This is a genomic window from Chryseobacterium sp. GW823-FHT05E08 (genome assembly GCF_058795655.1).
Genome location: NZ_JBXAHY010000004.1, coordinates 490541 through 512794 on the forward strand (window position 1 = coordinate 490541; position 22254 = coordinate 512794).

Genomic DNA, 22254 nt, shown 5'->3' on the forward strand with positions numbered 1-22254 from the left:
CTAAACTGTTTTAAGATTCATTATGAAAAATGCTTTGTTGAGATTCCTACGGAATGACAAAGAGAGTGCATATTTACTAATAATTAAATTTTAATAATTAAAGTAATTCTAAAATCTCCTGAACAGCGTCTTTACCTCTGTTTTTAGCATAGTACAACTGCAGATCATTATAAAATTGATCTTTTGTATATGCTTCCGGATCGGCTTTGTATTTCATTAATAATTCCTTTCCGAATTTCGGTCTTGGTCCCCAAGAATTTTTTACGCTGAAATCTTCATCCAATATAATAACTTTCGGAATAGATTCTGTTCTGTTGGTTTGAAATTGGCTGATCAGACTTTTATCGCTGTCTCTTAAAAATATTCTTACTTCGTTATGACCTTCGAAAAATTTAACCAAAGCAGGAACAGTTGCACTTGCATCACCGCACCAAGTTTCAGAAATAATTAAAATTTTTCCGTCGAAATTTTTAGATTCTAATTCTTTTAATTGTTCTTCATCCGGAGTATACTTTTTTAAAGTTCTTTCCATTCTTTGAAGTCCCAATTCGTAATATTGTTTATAATCTGTGTCTTGTTGAGTGGTTGGATTTGCTAATCTTTCTTTTCCTGTATTTACATACTCTTCGAAAGAAATTCCTTTATCCCAGTAATTTTCCATACGATTAATTGATATTAAAAATTATTGATGTTTCTAGTTTTGTTGATCAAAAATAAGTCTGCCAATACAAAAGCAGCTAAGCTTTCTACTACAGGAACAGCTCTTGGAACCACACAAGGATCATGTCTTCCTTTTCCTTCCACGATGGCTGGATTTCCATATTTATCAACGCTTTCCTGAGGTCGTAAAATCGTTGCTACAGGTTTGAAAGCAACACGGAAATAAATATCCATTCCGTTAGAAATTCCACCTTGAATTCCTCCAGAAAGGTTAGATTTCGTCGTGAAATCTGTGTTGAAACCGTCATTGTGCTCACTTCCTGTCATTTTAGCTCCACAAAATCCGCTTCCATATTCAAAACCTTTACAGGCATTGATATTTAACATTGCTTTTGCTAATTCTGCCTGAAGTTTAGAGAAAATAGGCTCTCCAATTCCCACAGGAACGTTTTTGATGACACAAGTAATCGTTCCTCCGATCGTGTTTCCTTCTTTTTTGATCTCTTTGATTCTTGAAATCATTTTTTCTGCTGTTTCTGCATCTGGGCAACGAACTTCATTGCTTTCAGTTTTAGAAAAATCTAAAGCCTGATACGGTTTTTCACAGAAAATATCGCCTACAGAAGAAACGTAAGCATTGATTTCTATATTTGATAAAAGTTGTTTTGCAAGCGCACCTGCAACAACCCAGTTGATTGTTTCTCTCGCTGAAGATTTTCCACCGCCACGATAATCTCTGATCCCATATTTTTGATCGTACGTGAAATCTGCATGACTCGGACGATAAGAATTAGCGATGTGATCATAATCTTTTGATTTCTGATTTTCGTTTTCGATGATAAAACCAATTGGAGTTCCGGTTGTTTTTCCTTCAAACATTCCTGAAAGAAATTTTACGGTGTCACTTTCTTTTCTTTGTGTAACAATAGCCGATTGACCTGGTTTTCTGCGATCTAATTCATACTGAACTTTATCAAGATCGATTTCCAAACCTGCCGGAAAATTATTGATGATTCCACCGTAAGCCACACCGTGACTTTCTCCAAATGTTGTAAGACTGAGAAGATTACCTAAAGTATTGAACATAATACAAAATTACCGATTTTTCTCCACATAATAAAGTTTACGGATTGGTTCTATTTATTGGTGTTTTCGATAGTATTTATAACGTTTTGGGCTTCTTTTTTCTCTTTTGGATTCATTTTTTTCCAGATAAATCCTTTTTTGATATTATTTTCATCAATAAGTTGCGGGAAAATTTCTGCTTTTACATCATCAGAAATATAACTTGATGAGATAGCAGGAAGCTGAGTATCAAAATTAAAAGAATATTTTTTAGATATATTAAACTTCAAATTTCCAACTTTTTGTGTACTGAAATTATTATAAATATAACTTGACGGTTTGTATAACTGTTCTTTTTCAAACGTGCCCATGAATTTACTTAATCTGAAACTTGGCATATATTTTTGAATAAGATTCGGGAAAGATAAAAATCCGATGAAAAATATACTTAATGATGCGAAGACAATAAATGATTTCTTTTTGGTGAAATAATTATTGAATATTACAAAAAATATCACAAAAAAAACATCGATAAAGAATCTGTATTGTGCAGAAAACAGAAGTACTAAAACGGTTTTTATAATTAATGAAATACAAATTAATGTAATGATCTTATTTTTTTTAATAACTGTAAAACCAATAAAGATTAATAAGCTTATAATAAAAAGAATGTTGATTTTTGATTTAATTCCATTTAGGAAAAGCCAGTTTTTAATATAATCTATCGTAGAAAATTGTTGAATTTCCTGATAGGAATATTGCATATCATAAGTTTTCAAAATAGCATATTGAGACGAAATTTTTAAAACTTCGGGATTAGGTTTCCAGCTTACTCCAATATCACCAATTGAAACTGGAAAAATTGGATAACCGAAAGTCCAGATGTTTTTAATTAAGAATAAGATAAGAATTGAAATTCCTAAAATCAGACTTTTGAAATTTGATTTAACAATGAAAATAGAGTAGAGGAAACTTAAAATCGGAAGCCAGATCATAGTAGGTTTTATAGCAAAAACAAAAACCGAAAATCCTATTAATAATGATACATTTTTATTTCCCGAAAGAATCTCTTTCAAAATAATCATTGAGAATATAATGACAGGAAGATCCGGACTTGGGGATTGCGAAAACAAAAGCAAAATTGGAATGAAGCATAATTGAATCCAACTTCTCTTTTCGATAATATAAATTGCATAGACAATCAGTAAAATCGTATTAATTCTTAAAAAAGGATCAGAAAAATTAGAAAATCCAGCCTGAAAAATATGCCAGACAGACATTTGTCCCAAAGTGAGATCCAGATTTGAAATTCCTTTTATCAATCCGTATTCTGTGAGCCATTTTATGGTTGGAAGATAGTATCCGAAATGATCTAATATATAAGGATAATAGGAACTTGCTAAGAGAATTATAAATGAAATTAATGCAATTGGAATTGTATCTTTTCTTGAAAAACTATAAAATTCTTGGTATAATTTATCTTTAAAAAAATAAAAAAGTCCAATTAAAAGGGTAATAATTTCTACATAAATATTCAAGGGAATAAAAAATGCAAGAATCGTCCATATTAAACTGATTCCCAATATTCCGGAAAAAACTTTTGAAGAAATTCCATTAAATAAAGAACCTGAAAAATTTTCCACAATTTTCCCAAAACCCAGCAAGGTTGGAATAATAAGAATCGTAGAAAGTAAAATTAAAATCATAAAAAAAGATTGCCTAAAAATAAGCAATCTTTTAAATTTATTGTGAAAATATTAATTATTTTGGTTGAACTCTACCATCTTTTCTGTCACCAGCTCTACCAATTGTATATCCTGTTGCTCCACCAACTACACCACCAATTACGGCACCAAGACCTCTGTTTTTCTTAGCAATGATCGCACCTGCTGCGGCTCCACCTACAGTACCGATGATGGTACCTTTTGCAGCTTTACTCATTCCTTTTTTCTTGGTTGCAGTTGTTCCTGTTGAACTATTTCCGTTATCTGCATATGTTCCATTATTAGAGCTAGAGCTTGATTCTCTGTCTCTGTAAATGGTTTTTGTTTCTCTTATTACTTGTGGTCTTGAATTATTAGCTGCCGCAGTTTTAGCTTTTTGAACTTCAACAATACTATCAGCCTTTTTCTGAGCCTCATAAGCCATTTTTTCTTTTTCAATGGCTAATTTTTGTTTCTCTATATCCAATTGTTTAGCTTGAAACTCGATTTTCTGTTGTTCAAGAGACTTTTCAGCAACTTGATCATCTTTCTTACAGGCTGTCAATAAAAAAACTGACAAAAGCCCTGTTAATACTATATTTTTCATAACTCAAATTTTAATAGGGTTGTTCTAGTCGAATTGACTTTAACTATTATAATATTTTCAATTATGAAGCCAACCTTAAGTTAACTAATGTTAAATGTTCTAAAAAAGTATTAAAGTGCTGTGTAGCTGATTGCAAAATTGGAGCAGTATTTATTTAATTTTAAATGAATTTGCTTTATTATCAAATTTTTCTACATCTTTATATAGACAATGTTTTTTCAGATGAATTTAACATAAAGAAATATTAACTGTTGATTATCATTGAATTAATATAAAATTTATATTTTTGAATTACCAAATTGTATGCAATTAGAACTCAATAGTTAAAATTTTAGCTTTTGTTTGATTAATAATAATCTTTGGAATGATATAGTTTAGATGTGATGGGGTAATTAGGCTGGAAGAATGCTTTCTGATACTCAATTAAATGCAGATGAATATGTTGCATTTTATATTTGTATTGCATGGGAGGAATAATAAAAATTAGTTTATATTTGCAGTGGTAAAATCTTAGATTAGAATTTTTTATATATAAAGTGTTCTAATAGCAATTATTATTCATATGTTTTAGTGATTGGCTGTAAATTAGGATTTTTAACTAATACTTTATTGTTATAAATTTTTAAAAGTTTATAATTTAAAAAGGAAAATGAAGTAATGTGAATTACTTTTACAATATTCTATTCGGGTTTTCATTTCCGGATAGATTTTTTTCATCATTTGTGTTTTTACGGTCTCCCGCAAGGGAGACCTTTTTTGATGAATATTGATAATAGAATTGTGGGAATTGGGAAAAATAATACAGTTAATATTTATTTTGGGAACAAATATTTTCATCTGTTTTTAGAATCTACATGAAAGCAATATTGAATTTATTTCTTATTCTGAATAATGGTTCGGTCTGATATTCTAAAAGTTTATAGATCTCATGTGCGTTGGTAAATTGTTCCGGAACGTTTTTGCTATGAATTCTTTTAATTCCTCTTCGTTTCATCGCTTCATGAATCACTTTTGCAAACGAGTCTTTTGCGCCCTGTCTTGAGTTGTGCTGAGAAATTCCATCTGCGTGAAGTCTGTATTTGTATAGATTTTCATTGATAAAGGCAACATCTCCAAGTTCAAGGATTTTGAGGTATAAATCCTGATCTACTGCACTTTTTAATTCAGGATCAATTCCTTCGGTTTGAAAATATATTTCTCTTTTGAAAGTGAAAAAATGAGCAAATTGTATCGGGCAATTGAAAAAATATCTATCATTAAAAATTCTTTTTGTGGCACTAAAGGTTTTTTGAGGGTTCAGATTTTCATCGCACAACATCATTTTCGAGTAAGTGGCAACAATTTTATTATTAAATAAATATTCTTCAGCCGATTCTTCTAAAGCAATAGAATAGAGTGCGTCATCAGGATCTAAATAAGCACATATTTCTCCTGTTGCGTACTTCATGCATTCTCTTTTGGTATAGCCGCAACCCTTGTTTGTACCGTTTTCATACAATTTAAAACGGCTGTCATTTGCTATAGTATTTTTAATTATTTCTATTGAGTCATCAGTAGAAGCATCATCAACAATTATGACCTCCCAGTTTTGATACGTTTGATCAATAATTGAATTATAACATTCCAGAAAGTATTTTCCGTTGTTATAATTTGCGATGAGAAGGGAGATTTTATTCATATTTGTGTGAATTATATTTTCACATCAAATCTAACGCTTAATAAAATTGAAAATTATGACCTAGATCAATGTATTTTAATTAATAATTTTCTATTTTATAGTTATTGTTATGTATTTAATATTGATAATGAAATTATATGTTTAAATTATTATTTTTAGAATATTAAGTTATTGATTATATCATTTAACAGTGAATTGATAAGTTATTTGAATTTTTTATGCGAATTTATGTTTTGACTTATTAATTATTCTTTTAATTCTAATAAGAAAATTAAAATTTTACGGTGTTGCTATATTTTATATTATAAAATCATAATGGAGTTGATGTAGTTTTAACAAATATTTAAGCAAGCTTGTGATTGTACTCATAAGAAAACTATTTTCCACACCATAACTTTGTTAAAGAATTAAATGGATTAATATCTTTCGATATAATTTTATTTCATCATTTGTGTTTTTTAACCTCCTTCCCAGGAGGTTTTTTGTTAAATGAAAGGATGTGAGGTAGTATTTTCAGAAAATAAAATAGAAAAATTTATAGAGATATAAAAGTTCAATAACTTCTCTTTTTATTATTACATTTTTTTTCATTGTATAAAATTGCGAGTATTGATTTAATTTTTGATTTGTAGTTCGTCGAATTTTCGGAGTCCATATGCACGAGCGCAACGTTTCATTTCGTTTTTGACTTGGCGTAAGGATTCTTGGCTTCAGCTAAAGGAAATATTTTCCAGAATTGTATTTTTAATTTTGCGAGTCCATAAAAAGAAAGATCATCCGGATTATTTAATATTGCTGTAAGGCGTAACTTTTTATATTGGTATGTATGCAGTAGCAATATTTGATTATTGAGTTTTATTTTCTTCAATTGTCTGTTTTTGAAGACTGCAAGAATCAGACATACTAAAAAGTTTGCATTCCTATTTGGGAAATCGGACGAGTTAAAAGATATTTCTTAGAGGAAAATAAAGAAAAATTACGTGTTATTTTGTAGACTCAATAATTTTTCTATCTTTGGTGACTTAACAAAATTAATAACTATGAAAAAATTACTTCTGCTAGCAAGCAGCATGTTGCTATTTTCTTGTGCAACAAATGATGAGCTACAAAACGAAGAAACTTCTACATTATCTGAAGCAAAAATCCAAGCTTTTAAAAAAGGTTCAGAAGAGGGTTCGCCTGCTGATCCAATCACTTTCAAATGTGGTTCAAGCAGTTACATTAATCCTATCAATGTTAATCCAAACTATCCGTACATCAGCAATTATGAGGTTTTGTATAAGGAATTAACTCCAATGTGGGGAAGAAATCAAATATACCTAGATCATTTTGTTGCGCAGGCTTTATTTCCTGCACCGACGGGTCCTTTCTTTGGTGGTCCTACAATTTATTACGGTTATAATGCATACAATGATTTCCTAAATGATCCTGCTTACTATAACGATTATCAGGAGTTCTCCTATGGTCAGGATGCTGATAATGCATCATACTACGGAGATATTTTTCCGTACAATCAAGGTATGACAAATGATGCTGCGAATACTGTTTACCATAATTTTAAAACTTATATTGACCAGTATACATCTCAAGGTAAAACAGTTGTGGCAGCACACATTTTTACTGAAAGTTATCTTTGTATTCCTGCCGCTAAAGGTATTAGAATAAGGTTGAGATTTAATTAGAATAGCTAAGCTAACATACTAAAAACCACCTGCAGTAGGTGGTTTTTTATTATATTTGTGAAAAATGGAATTATGACATTTGGAAACCAAATTTATAAACTCGTAAATGAGTCAAAATTAATAATGTTTGATATCGCGGAGAAGATAGCAATATCTAATTTAGCTTTTAATTATTACATAGATAACATACAATCAGAATCAGATAACATTAATGTAAAAACACAGCTAGGAATCTTAGATGATGGACGAATTATTGAAGGTGAATATAATTACACAAAAAGCGACATAAAAAATAGAATTAGAAAATTATGCATTGATGAATTACCGATCGACGGCTTGTACAAGATGGTTACTATGGTAGAAGGCATTTTTGTTATTGTAATAAACAAACTATTACAGGAGTATCCAGAAAAAATAGGAAGTAAAATCAAAATAGATGCAACAATAATTTTAGAATCACAGTCACTTGATGAATTGAAAAACTATCTTTTTAAAAGGATAATAAATGACCTAACATATAAATCACCTGAAGATTTCGCAAAAGATTTCAAAGATATTTCAGGTATAGATCTTATTAGATGTAAATCTTATAAGCATTACATAGAATTAAAGGCCACTAGAGATTTATTCATGCATAATGATGGTATAATTAATGATATTTATTTAAGAAAAGTTAAAGAATTAAAAAGAGGAAATGAGGGTGACAATATCATCTGCGATTATGAGTATTTTCTCAATTGTTACGAGCATTGCCAACAGGTAGTAGAATATTTAATAGATGAATTAAATTTAATTTGGGAAAGCTCAGATTATTTTAGTTGGAAAAAAGCAATAACTGAAAAAGTAAAAAATAAAATTAACAATGAGAAGTTAATTAATTTTAAAAATTAAAAACACCCGAGCGTAGCCGAGGATAAAACTAATAACCTTGAGTTATATTTTTTATCGAGTAATAAACTTTTGTATATTCGGAAACTAAAAATAAAAACATGAGAGAACGATTAAAACAGCTTCTATTTGAAAGAGCAATTAATAAATCCGAAAGTTTAGGATTGCGTTTAACTAAGGAAACTGAAGAAAGCCTTCACAAACTGATTGATATTGCAGTAGATAGAATGAGCTATGGTGAAGCATCATCAGTTGTAGAAAATACTAGAGCGCTTTTAAACACAGATATTCTTATCGAACGTTTAGCTAGTAATTCACGCTCTGGAAGTCAGATTGACTATAAAAGCTTTAACAGTGTAAGAGATGTAATTTGTCCACTTTGGCCATTCTGCTAGTTATGACTGATGAAGAGAAAAAAGCGTTTGATTTTGCAGCTGATACTGTAAAGCAACTTATAACGCTAGCAACAGGGATAATTGCACTAACTATCACTTTTTCAAAAGATATATTAGGCCCATCAATATTAACAAATTCAACTCTCATAATAATTTCATGGGCATTGTTTATTTGTTCAATCCTAAGTGGAATCTTCTCATTAATGGCTTTAACAGGTACTTTACAACCAACGCAAAATACTGCATCAGTTACTCCGAATATTTACTCTTCAAACGTTCGAAATCCGGCTATGTCACAAATTGTATTTTTTGTTTTAGGATTAATTTTCACCGTTATATTCGGTGCTATTTCAATGAGCAATACTAAATCAGAAGAAAATACTGGGGATAAGATAGAAGTAGTAAAGAAAACTGAGTATCAAATTTTAAGTCCACAAAAAACTGAAAAAGCAAGTTATTCAAAATAAAACCAGAAATAAAATTTATTAGAAAAGAATTAGATGGATTTATCTAGTAAATAAAACAGTCCCCATAAGTGACTGTTTTATTTTTAATAGTTATCAGCTATATCATTAACTACTATCTGGACTTCAAAATTAAGTCTCGAAGTTATTGCTTTTAGTTCTTCGTCACTATTGTAAAGAATTGAAACTTTACAATAGTGAGCGAATTCTTCTGCAATTTTTATTTTGTTAAGATATTCCAAAGGATTTATTTTTCTTCCAACACTTTTAGTTAACCTCTTTTTATTTTTGAATTCTTCAAAAGACTTGGCTACTTTTTTCTTGATTTCATCTTCTTTTTCTATTGATAATTTCATGTGTAATTAGTTTAATGTAAAGTTAATTCTTTTCCTTTAAGTGCGAAGAAACAAAATTTTAAGACTACTAATAATATTATCAAAACTAGACGAATCAAATACCTTAAAAGGATTGTACAAAGCAGTGCATTGATCCCCAATTTAAGTGAGCATAGATGTATTATTAATAAATATAAATCTGGATTTACGTATCGAATATCCCCACCATTAAAATCAGTGAAAAGAAAATATGACTTGTGGTTGACACAAATATTGACACATTTTAAAAACAAAAAACCTCCAATCAATAGATTAGAGGTTTTTGAGGTACCTAGCGGATTCGAACCGCTGTAGATGGTGTTGCAGACCACTGCCTAGCCGCTCGGCCAAAGTACCATGGTTTACCATTTTTGAGGTGTGCAAATATAATAAAATATATTACGCTACAAAAGGTTTTTAAAAATTTTCTTTTGCACCAAGGCTGTTTATATCGTCTTTTGTCTGTTTTTCAGCAACATAATTTTTAATATTAATTACTCTTGTATCACTCCAGTTGTCATGCCATCCATTTCCTTCTCCTAAAAAAGAGAACGCATCAAAAGGAACGAACCTTGAAATATTTCGAATAAAGCACTCTTGAAGGGTAGGTATCGTCCCTTCTGTTGTTACAACCTTCGTTCCGGTAATATATTTTCCTGCCGTTCTTCCTTTGGTAAAATATTCCATTAGAAATAGATAGATGAAATAAAATAATGATGTTACTATAATATCTTCAATTCTACTCAATTGTGTGAGTTTATCTGTAATATTCAGGAAAAAATCAATATTTAATAATTGATGGATTAATACGGAAAAGGTTCCGAAAAGGAAGAATAAAATATAGACAACAATTCTGTCGATCACCAGATTAGCAAATCTGGCACCTTTAGAAGCTCTATTATCTTCAATAATTCTTAAAATTTTTCTCATGGTTTAGTTTATGGTTTTAAATTTAGTTTTTTTAATTTACATTCCGTTGACGATTAATTTTAAAGTAGCATTAATGTCAATAACGGCGGTAATTCCTGTTGGGTTTAAAAGAATATTAGTTGGTTTTAGGCTGAAAACCTTTCCTCTCATATTCAAACCTTTATAATATTCTTTATTAAAGGCTTCTTCAATACTTTTTCTTGATGTTTCTTCGAGTTCCTGAGTAGGAATTCCGTATTCTTCCTCAATCATTTTAACAATTTTCCCCTGGAATAAAACGGAAGCTGTCTTTTGAAGAATATTCATAGTTTTCAGCTTAAACTTAGTATTAGACAAAACAATTTTTCTCTTGGTTTCATCATACACAGGAATTCCGGAAATGATGGCTTTCCCTTTTACGTAGCCATACGTTTCAGCTTCGATCATGATTTTATTATCCAGTCCATAAACTCTGATGTCAGTAATTTTTACTTTAGAACCTTTTAAATCAAACTCTTTATTCAGAAAAGTTTTTCTTGCAATATTGGAGGCTTCCGTAAAAGGAATATTTGCAGTCGTCTGAAGTGAAAATTTATCTGCTAAAACAGGAATTGAGTTAAAATTACTTGCCGTTTTTATAGGTTGAGAAGATTCTGGTTTGCTTCCCGTGAAAGTTTCAGAATACACATCAATTCCAATATTGGTATCGATCTGGTTTCCGTAAAATTTTAATGGAGTAATATTAATATTGATAGGCGTCACTTTCAACCAAGTATTATATTCTTCAGAAATATTGAAAGGCTGTGTAAAAACATTCCACGCCATCATCGCATACTGTTGAAAATTCAACTGTGTAGCCATTTGCTGGTCAAGGGTTTTACAGAATTTCTCCTGCTGTTCTTTTAAGCTTTTTTCAACCAAAGAAGTGATTGGGATTTTAATTTTTCCATAATCTAAAACAGGTTTTGTAACCCATTTAAAACCATTAGGTTGCGTATTGGTCATAATAGTCCAGTTATTTTTAAAACTTAAAGACGTGTTGAACGACATCACTGTTTCAAAAGTTGTGTTCTGGTATGTGTAAACTCCCAAAGTTCCGATGCCTTTTTCTGCCCAGATTTTCAGTGGAACTTCAATCAGTAAATTTTGATTAGTCCCTCCAACTACTCGGATAGCACGGGTTTTCCAGACTTTTACTTTGAATTGGTCATTGTTGTTATCGGTGTAAGAATCATCCTGATAGATGAGGTCTTTCACAGAAGCGTTGATCATATTGTTGATTTCCGAAAGCGGAATAGTCACCGGCATCGTAATACTGGATTTTATTTTCGGAAAATTATACACCGCCAATTGATTATCAACATTGGTCTGCCCAAAAATATTGATACACGTTAATAGAAATAATATTTTAATGAATTTCAATTTCTTATGTTTTTTAGGATACGAAAATAAGGATATTTTAATTTTCAGGTTTAAAACTTTTTTCCAGTTCAATACTTGCGCCTTTCATTTCGCCTTGCATTGGAGGAGCTGTTTTGGTTATTTTTAATTTAATATAAGAAATCTGAGAAAAATTTTCATGAATTTTTAAAATAATTCTTCCTGCAACATGCTCCAATAATTTCGATTTGATTTTCATTTCATCATGAACAATTGCGTTGATATCAGCATAACTTATCGTATCATTCAAATCATCCGACTCTGAAGCTTTCCACAAATCCGTGTGAAGTTCCAGATTCAATATATAGTAAGTTCCGATGATATTTTCTTCTGGCAACACTCCGTGATAGGCATATATTTTTACATCTTCAAGATAGATTTTGCTCATTGCTTTTAATTTTTATCAAGCAAAATTCGTTTTAATTCTTCAAAATCTGCGTTAATTTCTACAGTTTTTTTCTCTTTCTTCATTAATTCAGCCAATGATTCCGGAACTTCAATTTTAATGTTCGTAGCTTTTTCCACGGCATGAGGAAATTTTACTGGATGAGCTGTTCCAAGAATAAAGCCTTTTTTATTAGGATTTTCTTCTAAATATTTTTCTAACGAAGCAAAAGCAACCGCGCTGTGAGGTTCCAAGGTATATCCGTAATTTTTGTAAACCTTTGAAATGGTTTTTAAAGTTTCATCATCATGAATAGAATATCCTGAAATTGTATTCTTAAGATTTTCAAATTGATTTTCAAAGATCTCCAAAATTCTTATAAAATTACTTGGATTTCCAACATCCATCGCATTTGAGAGTGTTGCAACAGTATCTTTAAATTCTAAATTTTGAGTATTTAAATAATTCGGGACAACATCATTTTCATTACAGGCTGCTATGAAATGTTCCACAGGTAATCCTCTGAAATGAGCTAAAATCCCTGCGCAAATATTACCGAAATTTCCACTTGGAACACAGATTACAGGATTTTCATCATTGTTTTTTTTCCATTGTTTTAAAGCTAAAAGATAATAAATCTGCTGCGGAAGCCATCTCGCCACATTGATGGAATTGGCTGATGTTAAAAACAGATTTGAATTAATTTCCTGATCAGAAAAAGCCTGCTTCACCATATTCTGACAATCATCAAAAGTTCCGTTGACCTCAATTGCCGAAATATTTTCTCCCAATGTAGTCAATTGCTTTTCCTGAACCGGACTCACTCTATTTTTTGGATATAAAATCACCACATTCACTCCCTGAGTTTTGTAAAAACCATGAGCAACGGCACCGCCCGTGTCGCCTGAAGTTGCTACCAAAACGGTAACTTTCTTATCCTCATCTTTTAAAAAATAGGAGAGACATTGACTCATAAACCGAGCACCAATATCTTTAAACGCCAACGTCGGACCATGAAAAAGTTCTAACACAGAAATTTTATCATTGATTTTTTTCAACGGAATTTCAAAATTGATTGTTTCGGCAACTATTTCTTTTAATAATGATTCAGGGATCTCATCACCAACAAAATCTTTCATGCATCGAAATGCAATTTCTTCATCCGAGAATTGATTTAAATTTTCAATAAAATCTTTTTCAAACTGGGGAATTTTTCCGGGAAAAAATAAACCTTTTTCGTTTCCCTGTCCTTTAATGGTGGCTGTTTTAAAATTAACCTGTTCTTTTTTATCTTTTAAATTATAGTAGATCATTTTCTTGGTTTTAATTGGATTAATTCTAATCTTCATTAATGATTTCAATTCCTGCCGGATTGATTTTTGAGACATACACGAAACTTTCTATATCAATTTCATCATAAATAGATTTCATCATTTTAGCAATTTTCTGTGCAGTTTCTTCTTTTTCTGCCAGCATAAAAATAGATGGGCCAGAACCGGAAATCCCACCGCCCAAAGCTCCAAGCTGTAAACTTTTTGCTTTAACTTCATCAAATTTTGGAATCAAAATACTTCGGACAGGCTCAATAATAACATCGTTGAGGCTTCTTCCGATCAAAGCATGATTGTTTTTTTCAATTCCTGCAACCAATCCTGCGATATTTCCCCATTGTTGGACGGCGTCTTTCAACAATATATTTTTCTTTAAAATTTGTCTTGCGTCAGATGTTTTTACTTCAACTTGTGGATGTACTGCCGCAACAAACAAATCAGGACATCGCAGCGGAATAATATCAATAGGATCTGTTGATTTCACTAATGTTATTCCGCCCAAAAGGCATGGTGCGATATTGTCTGCATGTCTTACTCCAGAAGCCAATTCTTCTCCAAACATCGCAAAATGAATCATTTCGTTTTGAGATAAAATATTCCCTAATAAAGCATTAGCTCCAAAGGCGGCTCCGGCGGCGCTAGCCGCACTGGAGCCGAGCCCGCTTCCCGGTTTTATATTTTTATGAATAATCACTTCAAAGCCAATTTTTAAATTCAAATGCTCCTGAATTTTTAAAAGGACAACTCCGGCAACATTTTCTTCCGCTTTTTCAGGGAGTCCGAAATTATCTGTATGTTTTATGATAATGTCAGGGATTTCCAGTAATTTAAACTCCATTTCATCATACGGTTGATTGATCGCCATTCCCAAAATATCGAAACCACAAACCAAATTAGCGACTGTTGCAGGAACTCTTATTTTTATCTTTTTCATATTTTATTATTTAAATTGAACGAACAATATCTGCAAAAACACCGCTTGCTGTTACTTCCGCGCCTGCACCTGCACCTTTTACAACTAATGGCTGCTCAGAATATCGCAAAGTTTTTAGAATAACAATATTGTCTTTGCCGTAAAGATGAAACAGGTCACTTTCCGGTGCGATGTGCTGTAGTCCGACTTTGGCTTTTCCATCTTTAAATTCGGCAACATATTTTAAAATTTTCCCGTCTTTTTTAGTTTCATCTAATATGTTTTTAAAATGGTCTTCATATTGAATCATCATGATGTAAAAATCTTCAACAGTTCCGTTCATACAGTCTTCAGGAAGAAATTGGATGTTTTCTATTTCATCAAATTGAAGTGGATATCCGGCTTCTCTTGCTAGAATTAAAATTTTACGCGCAACATCTGTTCCTGCCAAATCAAGTCTTGGATCTGGTTCTGTAAAACCTTGTTTTTGTGCTTCGGCTACGATCTCAGAAAATGTTTTGCTTCCATCATAATTGTTGAAAACAAAATTTAATGTTCCACTCAATACCGCTTGAATTGAAGTAATCTGATCTCCGCTTCTTATCAGATCATTAATGGTTCCGATAATGGGAAGACCGGCTCCTACATTGGTTTCAAAGAAAAATTTGCAACTGTGATTTTTAGCAATATTTTTTAATGATTTATATTTTTCAAAATCAGAGGAAGCTGCAATTTTATTGCAGGCGACAATATTTATGCTTCTCTTTAATACAGTTTCATAAATTTCAGGAACTTCTGCGTTGGCGGTTACATCTACAAAAACTGAGTTTCGAAGATTTCGGGAAATAATTTCTTCTGCAAATTTTTTGATAGAAGCTTGTTCGCCATTCTCTAATTTTTCATTCAATTCATTTTGTGAAATTTCCTGATCTGAAAATGCCATTTTACGACTGTTGGAAATCCCTGCAATTCTTAAATTAATCAAAAGGTTTTCCTGCAAATATTTATTTTGATCATAAATTTGCTGAATCAGTTTTGAACCCACATTTCCTGTTCCGCAAATATAAAGATGAACCTGTTTTATTTCTGATTCAAAAAACTCTTCATGAAGAACATTTACAGCTTTTTTAATATCTTTTTCTGAGATTACAATGCTGATATTTCGCTCGGAAGAACCTTGAGCAATAGCTCTGATATTAATTCCATTATTTCCTAAACAGCCAAACATTTTGGCACTTACACCGCTTCGGTTTTTCATGTTTTCTCCGACTAGAGCGACAATTGAAAGTCCGGATTCTATTTTTACAGGAGAGATTCTTTTTAATTTTAAATCATCCTCAAAAGAAGAATTGATGGCATTTTCTGCATTAAAAGTATCTTTTTCATTGATCGCAATCGTAATTGAATGTTCCGAAGAACTTTGAGTGATGAGGATTACATTTATTTTTTCGTGACTAAGACATTGAAACAATTTTGCCGAAATACCGGGAATTCCAACCATTCCGCTGCCTTCTAAAGTAAGTAGGGCAATGTTGCTCATATTTGAAATTCCGACTGCGACTTGCTGTTCTTCACCTTCTGAAATTTTAATATTATGAGATATTAAAGTTCCCAAAGCTTCAGGATCAAAAGTATTTTTAATTCTTAAATCAATATTTTTCACCATTACAGGCTGAATTGTTGGTGGATAAAGAACTTTTGCTCCAAAATGAGAAAGTTCCATTGCTTCCTGATAAGATATTTCCGGAATAGGTTTCGCGTTGGGAGAAAGTTTTGGATCTGCGGTCATCATTCCGCTTACGTCAGTCCATATTTGAAGTTCTTCCGCATTGAGTAATGACGCAAATATAGATGCTGTATAATCTGATCCGCCTCTTCCTAATGTTGTCATATTTCCGTTGTGATCTTTAGCAATAAAGCCTGGAACTACAGTAATTTGATGCTGGTTTTCTTCAAAATATTTAATTAAATTTCTTTCAGTGGCTTCAAAATCAACTTTTGCATTGGTGAAATTGCTATTTGTGATAATGTGATCCGCAGAATTCATCCAGACAGCATCTAATTTTTCAAATTTAAATCTTGCAGCAATAATATTTGACGATAAAAATTCTCCGTAAGAGGTAATTTTATCTTTTGTACGACCTGTAAATTCACCTAAAACAAATATTCCGTTGCATAGATCTTCGATGTCATTAAAATGTTTTTTTACAAAACTTAACCACGCGCTTTGTTCTAAAATCGGGATAAGTTCTTTTACAAGATTTAAATGTTTTTCTTCAATTGTTTTGATGATTGAGAGATAGCTGTCATCATTACTTGATGCATGTTCTGCTGCTTTTATTAGCATGTCAGTTACACCATGCAAGGCTGAAACGACAACAACTATTTTCTCTGAAGATTCTTTTTTAATGATATTTTCTACTTTCAGAATATTTTCTGAATTGGCTACAGATGTTCCGCCGAATTTGAGGATTTTCATCATTTTTTGATTTTGAATTATTGAAATAAGATTTTTCACTCTTTAAAAAAAAGAGCACAGGTGCCGGTGATAATATGTGAAAATGTACCCCGTTATGGGGTAGTAGTTGTAGTCGTAGAAACAGAAGATACTTCAGAAGTAGAAAACTTCGGAGTAGAAATATCAGATATGTTTCTTGTAAATTTCATTGTTGTAAAACAAATGTACAAATTATTTTTAAATATCAAAATGTAAAGTAAAAAGATTATTTTTCAACATAATGTGATTTATTAAAAATATTTATTAAATTTATAAGCTAAACTAAATCAAATTATTATGAAAAATCTAAAAAGATTAAACAGAAGAAATTTAGAACAAATCAATGGAGCAGGAGTACCGCCAATTACACATTGCAATGGTTGTCCGACAGGCGCCTTTGGACCAAATGATACTCATTCTTGTGAAGCGTATTGGGGACTTCCAGAGACTTGCAGAAAATGTGTTCTTGTTAACATGAAGTGTTTTGAACTAGTTCCAATATTAAAATAAATGTATCATGAAAAACTTAAGAAAATTAAACAGACAAAATTTAGAACAGATTAACGGAGCTGGAGTTTCGCGTTGTGAAGGATGTCCTTCCCATCTTGTTTTTGGACCTGATGGCGGATGGCCTGATACCTCTAGTGCTTCTTGTGCAGCTTATTTTGGGTTATCCGAGACCTGTAAAATGTGTGTGATGGTGAGTGTAGATTGCTTTGTTCAAATTTCTGCGATCTAAAAAAATGTTTTAAAAACTGAAATTTATATTTTAAACTAAACCAAATCAAAATATTATGAAAAATCTAAAAAGAATTAACAGAGAAAATTTGAGATCAATTAACGGTGGTGCAACTTGTAATTATGTTTGCCCTCCAGGACCTTACGGGCCAGGGCTTCCAAGATCATGTGAAGCTTTTGATGCTTTGCCGTCATGCTGTAAATCAAAAGTTTTAGTAAGTATGGATTGCTTTCCTCAATAATGACTTAAATATCCAAATTCAAATAAACTATGAAAAATCTAAAAAAACTTTCCAGAATAGAACAGACAAAAATCCAAGGGGGTTTCACTCAGGTTCAGATAGATGCCTGCGGAGGTGAAGCTTATGTATGCTTCCGTCCGGGAGGGTGGGGATGCTGGCGAAAACAGGGTGGAACTTGCTACACACCTATGGTTTAATAAAGAAAAAAGCACTGTAAAACAGTGCTTTTCGTTTATTTTATACTTTTCGAAAGATCAAGCATCGCCTCAATTGGCTTCAATGCTCTCAAACGAAGTTCTTCGTCGATAAGGATCTCAGGAAGTTCATATTTCATACATAAGTACAACTTTTCCATTGTATTACGTTTCATGTAGAAACATTCTGAGCAGTTACAGCTTTCGTCAAAAACCAAAGCAGGAATCAATTCTTTATGCGGTGCGCGTTTTCTCATTTCGTGAAGAATTCCTTCTTCTGTAGCAATGATGAAGGTCTGGCAGTCGTCTTTTTCTACATAATCTAACAAAGCAGAAGTAGAACCGATAAAATGAGCCAGTTTCAACACGGCTTCTTCACTTTCCGGATGTGCAATCATTTTAGCATTCGGATGATCTGCTAACTGTTGTGCAATTCTCTCCATAGAAAAGGCTTCGTGAACGATGCAGCTTCCATCCCAAAGAATCATATCACGTCCCGTTTTTTTAGATAAATATCTTCCTAAGTTTTTATCCGGAGCGAAAATAATTGGTCGGTCTTTTGGTAAAGCTTCAATCACAGTTTCAGCGTTTGAGCTTGTTACAATAATATCACTTTCAGCTTTTGTTTCAGCGTTGCAGTTGATGTAAGTTGCGATCAGAGCATTAGGATGCTGCTCACGCATTTTTCTCAAACCTTCTCCTGAACATCCGTCTGCCAAAGAGCATCCCGCCATGGTGTCTGGAAGAACTACTTTTTTAGTTGGGTTCAAGATCTTCGCCGCTTCTGCCATGAAATGTACTCCGCAGAATACAATCATATCAGCATTGGTATCTTTTGCCTGTCTTGCCAATTGCAGAGAATCTCCCAAGAAATCGGCAATATCCTGAATCTCTCCAGGTTGGTAATAATGCGCTAAAATAACCGCATTTTTTTCTTCTTTCAATTTAAGAATAGCTTTCACCAATTCTTCTCCTTGAGGAATTACCAAATCTTTTATATCCAAAAATCCTCTTACAGGAATCGCAGATTTAGCTTTTTCTAATGTTTCGGTACTCATATCAACCTCAATGTTTTTTGATTGTAGAAGTTAGAGTTTAGAAATTAGTTGTTAGTTAAAATTTTTACGTTTCAAAAACTAACTTCTAGCTTCTAATTTCTAGTTTCTCCTACAAAATTTTTTATTAAACTTTCTATTTCTTCTTTTGCAATATCCAAATCGTTATTGATCACGATTTTATCAAATTCTTTTGCGTAAGACATTTCTTCTTCTGCCTTTTCTACGCGGGTTTTGATAGTTTCTGCATCATCTGTGTTTCTGGAAATCAATCTTCGTTCCAATTCTTCAATGGAAGGTGGTTCAATGAAAATAGATAAGGCTTTTTCTCCAAAATATTTTTTTAAAGAAATTCCACCTTTTACATCAACATCAAAAATCACTACTTTCCCCTGATTCCAGATCTTTTCAACTTCAGATTTTAAAGTACCGTAATATTTATCAGTATACACTTCTTCAAATTCTACAAAAGCATCTTCCGAAATTTTTTGTCTGAATTCATCAGGACTTAAAAAATGATAATCCACAGCATGAGCTTCATTTCCTCTCGGTTGTCTCGTAGTACAAGAAATTGAAAATTGGAGCTCATTAAATATCTCCAAAGAATGCTTTACTAATGTAGTTTTTCCGCTTCCTGACGGCGCTGAAAATATGATAACTTTATTCATATGGTTGTTGGCTGATGAATTTTAGTTGATTATTACGGATAAAACACACAACAATCAACCAAAAACAATCAACTAATTATAATACGTTTAACGTTTGTTCTTTAATTTTTTCCAAATCATCTTTCATCATCACTACCAATTTTTGGATCTCAGCGTGATTGGCTTTTGAACCTAATGTATTGATCTCTCTTCCGATCTCCTGGGAAATAAAACCTAATTTCTTTCCGTTGAAATCTTCATTATCCATTACTTCCTGGTAATATTTTAAGTGTTGAGTTAATCTTACTTTTTCCTCAGCAATATCTAATTTCTCTGTGAAATAAGCCATTTCCTGATAGAAACGAGTTTCATCAACGTTTTCAAATTCTTTTAAAGATTTTTGGTAACGTTCTTTTACACTCTGGATTCTCACCTCTTCAAAAGGAATGACTTCAGATAAATATTTGTCGATATTTTTAATATTCTTCTCAAGTTCCAGATGCAATGTTTTCCCTTCTGTCTTTCTGAAATCTTCAAATTTGTCAACAGCATTATTAACAATTTTTGCTAAAGATTCCCATTCACCATCCGTTAATTCGTCTGGTCTTGAGGTAATTGCATCAGGAAGTCTTACGGCCATTTTAAGGTACTCAAATTCAGGAGCATCAGAAGCAATATTTCGAAGCTCATTCATGTAAGAATCAATCAGTTTTTTATTGATTTTCACATCATTGGATTCTTCAAGATTTTCTATATTGATATAGCAATCCACTTTTCCGCGGATAATTCTATCGTTAAGAATTTTTCTGATCTCGAATTCTTTCTCTTTATAGCGTAACGGTATTTTTATATTTAAATCAAAGCTTTTGCTGTTCAGTGATTTAACATCTACGGTTATTTTTTTTCCTTCAAAAACATCTTCGGCTCTACCGAAACCGGTCATTGATAAAATCATAGTTTTTTATTGTCGTACAAAGATAAACATTTAAGTGTATGTGTTCTCACTATATTCAATTTTAACCACAAAAGTCACAAAAGAAAAGTTTAGAAATATTTAGTTTTCAAAAGAGCAAAAAAGTTTACGTTCTGCTTTTTTGAGCTTTTAAATATCTAAAAATCAAAGAAAGTCTTTTGTGACTTTTGTGGTTGAAAATAAAAAATCAATTTTTGTAAATTAGCGCTGTGAAAAATAAAAATTTAATTTCTGTTGTAGGCCCTACCGGAATTGGAAAAACGAGATTGGCAATTGATTTGGCTAACCATTTTAGCACAGAAATTATTTCTTGTGACTCGCGTCAGTTTTTTAAAGGAATGAAAATCGGTACCGCTTCACCATCGCCAGAAGAATTGGGGGAAGCACCTCATCATTTTATTGGAAATCTTTCGGTTGAGGAATATTATTCTATCGGACAATATGAGGAAGATGCTTTAAAAAAACTCAACGAACTTTTCAAAAAATATGATACTGTCATTTTAGTTGGCGGAAGCATGATGTATGAAAAAGCGGTGATTGAAGGATTAAATGATTTACCAGAAGCTAATGAAGAAAACCAAAGAAAACTTCAGGAGATTTTAGATAATGATGGAATCGAAAAATTGCAGGAAATCTTGAAAGAACTCGATCCTGAGTATTTTGCAGAGGTAGATTTTCATAATCACCGAAGACTTTTTCGATCTATTGATGTTATTTGGCAGACCAATAAAAAATATTCTGAATTAATTGCTGTTTCACAAGATTCCAGAGATTTTAATGTGATCCGAATCGGTATTGAAGCTCCCAGAGAAGAACTGTATGACAGAATCAATAGGAGAGTGGATATTATGATGGAGAAAGGCTTGTTGGAGGAAGCAAAAGGTCTGGAAAAATTTAAAGGATTGACTGCTTTAAATACCGTTGGATATGCAGAATTATTCAAATATTTTGAGGGAGAATGGGAATTGGATTTTGCGGTTTCTGAAATCAAGAAAAACAGCAGAAGATATTCGAAACGTCAACTGACTTGGTACAGAAAAGCGGATGATATTCATTATTTGCAATTGGGATATTCTCAGGAGGATTTTGATGGTTTGATTGAGTATATAAATCAGGAAATTGGCAAGTAATTTTTTTAACGCAAAGATTTATTTTTAATTCTGAATATTTAAAGGAGCAAAGAATTGAATCAATGAAATTGATTCTTAACAAGCTAGCTTCATCAGCGACTTTGTCGTTCTTCTTTGCTCACTCAAATATTAGTTTTCCTATATTAAAACTTTGCGTTTAAAAATAAATGCAATTTTTAACCATTAAGATTTTGGTTAAGAAGTTAAGATTATTAAGTTTTTAGCGCATGTTGGTTTTCGCAAAGACGCAATTTTTTTCAATTTGAATATATGAAAAAGGCGCA

The 22254-nt window shown here is 31.9% G+C and carries 25 protein-coding genes and 1 tRNA gene; 10 read left to right on the plus strand and 16 right to left on the minus strand.

Annotated features, from left to right (window positions below):
* Positions 1–97: 97 nt before the first annotated feature.
* The 5 genes from AC1Q7L_RS16305 to AC1Q7L_RS16325 all read right to left on the minus strand — a co-directional run bounded on the left by AC1Q7L_RS16305 (position 98) and on the right by AC1Q7L_RS16325 (position 5713).
* Complete coding sequence (locus AC1Q7L_RS16305) at positions 98–661, minus strand: thioredoxin family protein (RefSeq protein WP_492307765.1); 564 nt, start codon at positions 659–661, stop codon at positions 98–100.
* Positions 662–675: 14 nt separating this feature from the next.
* A complete protein-coding gene (aroC, locus tag AC1Q7L_RS16310) occupies positions 676–1746 on the minus strand; it encodes a chorismate synthase (protein WP_492307766.1) in 1071 nt (356 codons plus the stop codon).
* Positions 1747–1796: 50 nt separating this feature from the next.
* Complete coding sequence (locus AC1Q7L_RS16315; protein WP_492307767.1) at positions 1797–3431, minus strand: LIC_10190 family membrane protein; 1635 nt, start codon at positions 3429–3431, stop codon at positions 1797–1799.
* A 55-nt stretch (positions 3432–3486) separates the two neighbouring features.
* Entirely contained in the window at positions 3487–4035 is a 549-nt protein-coding gene (locus AC1Q7L_RS16320; RefSeq protein ID WP_410692986.1) for a glycine zipper domain-containing protein, read from the minus strand.
* Positions 4036–4885: 850 nt separating this feature from the next.
* On the minus strand, positions 4886–5713 hold the full coding sequence (locus tag AC1Q7L_RS16325) for a glycosyltransferase family 2 protein (protein ID WP_492307768.1): 828 nt from the start codon (positions 5711–5713) through the stop codon (positions 4886–4888).
* 1040 nt (positions 5714–6753) lie between these two features.
* On the opposite strand from AC1Q7L_RS16325, the gene AC1Q7L_RS16330 reads away from it, so the two are divergent.
* The 4 genes from AC1Q7L_RS16330 to AC1Q7L_RS16345 all read left to right on the plus strand — a co-directional run bounded on the left by AC1Q7L_RS16330 (position 6754) and on the right by AC1Q7L_RS16345 (position 9145).
* Positions 6754–7395, plus strand: a complete 642-nt coding sequence (locus AC1Q7L_RS16330; protein ID WP_492307769.1) for a hypothetical protein — start codon at positions 6754–6756, stop codon at positions 7393–7395.
* A 72-nt stretch (positions 7396–7467) separates the two neighbouring features.
* Complete coding sequence (locus AC1Q7L_RS16335; RefSeq protein ID WP_492307770.1) at positions 7468–8286, plus strand: hypothetical protein; 819 nt, start codon at positions 7468–7470, stop codon at positions 8284–8286.
* A gap of 98 nt (positions 8287–8384) precedes the next feature.
* On the plus strand, positions 8385–8678 hold the full coding sequence (locus tag AC1Q7L_RS16340) for a hypothetical protein (RefSeq protein ID WP_492307771.1): 294 nt from the start codon (positions 8385–8387) through the stop codon (positions 8676–8678).
* Between the two features lie 2 nt (positions 8679–8680).
* Positions 8681–9145: a hypothetical protein gene (locus tag AC1Q7L_RS16345; protein ID WP_492307772.1), complete on the plus strand. Its 465-nt coding sequence runs from the start codon at positions 8681–8683 to the stop codon at positions 9143–9145.
* Positions 9146–9228: 83 nt separating this feature from the next.
* On the opposite strand, the gene AC1Q7L_RS16350 is transcribed toward AC1Q7L_RS16345, so the two are convergent.
* The 8 genes from AC1Q7L_RS16350 to thrA form a co-directional block, all read right to left on the minus strand.
* On the minus strand, positions 9229–9498 hold the full coding sequence (locus AC1Q7L_RS16350; RefSeq protein WP_492307773.1) for a hypothetical protein: 270 nt from the start codon (positions 9496–9498) through the stop codon (positions 9229–9231).
* Positions 9499–9802: 304 nt separating this feature from the next.
* Positions 9803–9873: transfer RNA gene (locus tag AC1Q7L_RS16355), tRNA-Cys, on the minus strand.
* A 60-nt stretch (positions 9874–9933) separates the two neighbouring features.
* Positions 9934–10446, minus strand: coding sequence for an RDD family protein (locus AC1Q7L_RS16360; protein WP_492307774.1), 513 nt, complete (start codon positions 10444–10446; stop codon positions 9934–9936).
* 36 nt (positions 10447–10482) lie between these two features.
* Complete coding sequence (locus AC1Q7L_RS16365) at positions 10483–11847, minus strand: DUF4403 family protein (RefSeq protein WP_492307775.1); 1365 nt, start codon at positions 11845–11847, stop codon at positions 10483–10485.
* 37 nt (positions 11848–11884) lie between these two features.
* The gene (gene folB, locus AC1Q7L_RS16370) at positions 11885–12253 is read right to left on the minus strand and encodes a dihydroneopterin aldolase (RefSeq protein WP_492307776.1); all 369 of its coding nucleotides are present in this window, start codon (positions 12251–12253) and stop codon (positions 11885–11887) included.
* Positions 12254–12258: 5 nt separating this feature from the next.
* Complete coding sequence (gene thrC / locus AC1Q7L_RS16375) at positions 12259–13563, minus strand: threonine synthase (protein WP_492307831.1); 1305 nt, start codon at positions 13561–13563, stop codon at positions 12259–12261.
* 25 nt (positions 13564–13588) lie between these two features.
* On the minus strand, positions 13589–14515 hold the full coding sequence (locus AC1Q7L_RS16380; RefSeq protein WP_492307777.1) for a homoserine kinase: 927 nt from the start codon (positions 14513–14515) through the stop codon (positions 13589–13591).
* Positions 14516–14525: 10 nt separating this feature from the next.
* Positions 14526–16973: a bifunctional aspartate kinase/homoserine dehydrogenase I gene (thrA, locus tag AC1Q7L_RS16385; protein ID WP_492307778.1), complete on the minus strand. Its 2448-nt coding sequence runs from the start codon at positions 16971–16973 to the stop codon at positions 14526–14528.
* 60 nt (positions 16974–17033) lie between these two features.
* Between thrA and AC1Q7L_RS16390 the strand changes: the two genes are divergently transcribed.
* The 5 genes from AC1Q7L_RS16390 (at position 17034) to AC1Q7L_RS16410 (ending at position 18168) form a co-directional block, all read left to right on the plus strand.
* On the plus strand, positions 17034–17207 hold the full coding sequence (locus AC1Q7L_RS16390; protein ID WP_410692976.1) for a hypothetical protein: 174 nt from the start codon (positions 17034–17036) through the stop codon (positions 17205–17207).
* A gap of 81 nt (positions 17208–17288) precedes the next feature.
* Positions 17289–17501: a bacteriocin-like protein gene (locus AC1Q7L_RS16395; RefSeq protein WP_492307779.1), complete on the plus strand. Its 213-nt coding sequence runs from the start codon at positions 17289–17291 to the stop codon at positions 17499–17501.
* 7 nt (positions 17502–17508) lie between these two features.
* Positions 17509–17730, plus strand: a complete 222-nt coding sequence (locus AC1Q7L_RS16400) for a bacteriocin-like protein (RefSeq protein ID WP_492307780.1) — start codon at positions 17509–17511, stop codon at positions 17728–17730.
* Between the two features lie 55 nt (positions 17731–17785).
* Complete coding sequence (locus AC1Q7L_RS16405) at positions 17786–17971, plus strand: bacteriocin-like protein (RefSeq protein WP_492307781.1); 186 nt, start codon at positions 17786–17788, stop codon at positions 17969–17971.
* A 29-nt stretch (positions 17972–18000) separates the two neighbouring features.
* Positions 18001–18168, plus strand: a complete 168-nt coding sequence (locus AC1Q7L_RS16410) for a bacteriocin-like protein (RefSeq protein ID WP_492307782.1) — start codon at positions 18001–18003, stop codon at positions 18166–18168.
* Positions 18169–18203: 35 nt separating this feature from the next.
* Here the strand turns inward: AC1Q7L_RS16410 and nadA are convergent, their stop codons facing one another.
* The 3 genes from nadA to AC1Q7L_RS16425 form a co-directional block, all read right to left on the minus strand.
* Entirely contained in the window at positions 18204–19223 is a 1020-nt protein-coding gene (nadA, locus tag AC1Q7L_RS16415; protein ID WP_410692970.1) for a quinolinate synthase NadA, read from the minus strand.
* A 92-nt stretch (positions 19224–19315) separates the two neighbouring features.
* Positions 19316–19888, minus strand: coding sequence for a guanylate kinase (gene gmk / locus AC1Q7L_RS16420; RefSeq protein ID WP_492307783.1), 573 nt, complete (start codon positions 19886–19888; stop codon positions 19316–19318).
* Positions 19889–19964: 76 nt separating this feature from the next.
* The gene (locus tag AC1Q7L_RS16425) at positions 19965–20822 is read right to left on the minus strand and encodes a YicC/YloC family endoribonuclease (RefSeq protein WP_410692968.1); all 858 of its coding nucleotides are present in this window, start codon (positions 20820–20822) and stop codon (positions 19965–19967) included.
* A 227-nt stretch (positions 20823–21049) separates the two neighbouring features.
* Here AC1Q7L_RS16425 and miaA point away from each other — a divergent pair, with 227 nt between their 5' ends.
* Positions 21050–21970 (plus strand): tRNA (adenosine(37)-N6)-dimethylallyltransferase MiaA, encoded by a 921-nt coding sequence (gene miaA / locus AC1Q7L_RS16430; RefSeq protein ID WP_492307784.1) that lies wholly within the window; start codon positions 21050–21052, stop codon positions 21968–21970.
* The last annotated feature ends 284 nt before the right edge of the window (positions 21971–22254 follow it).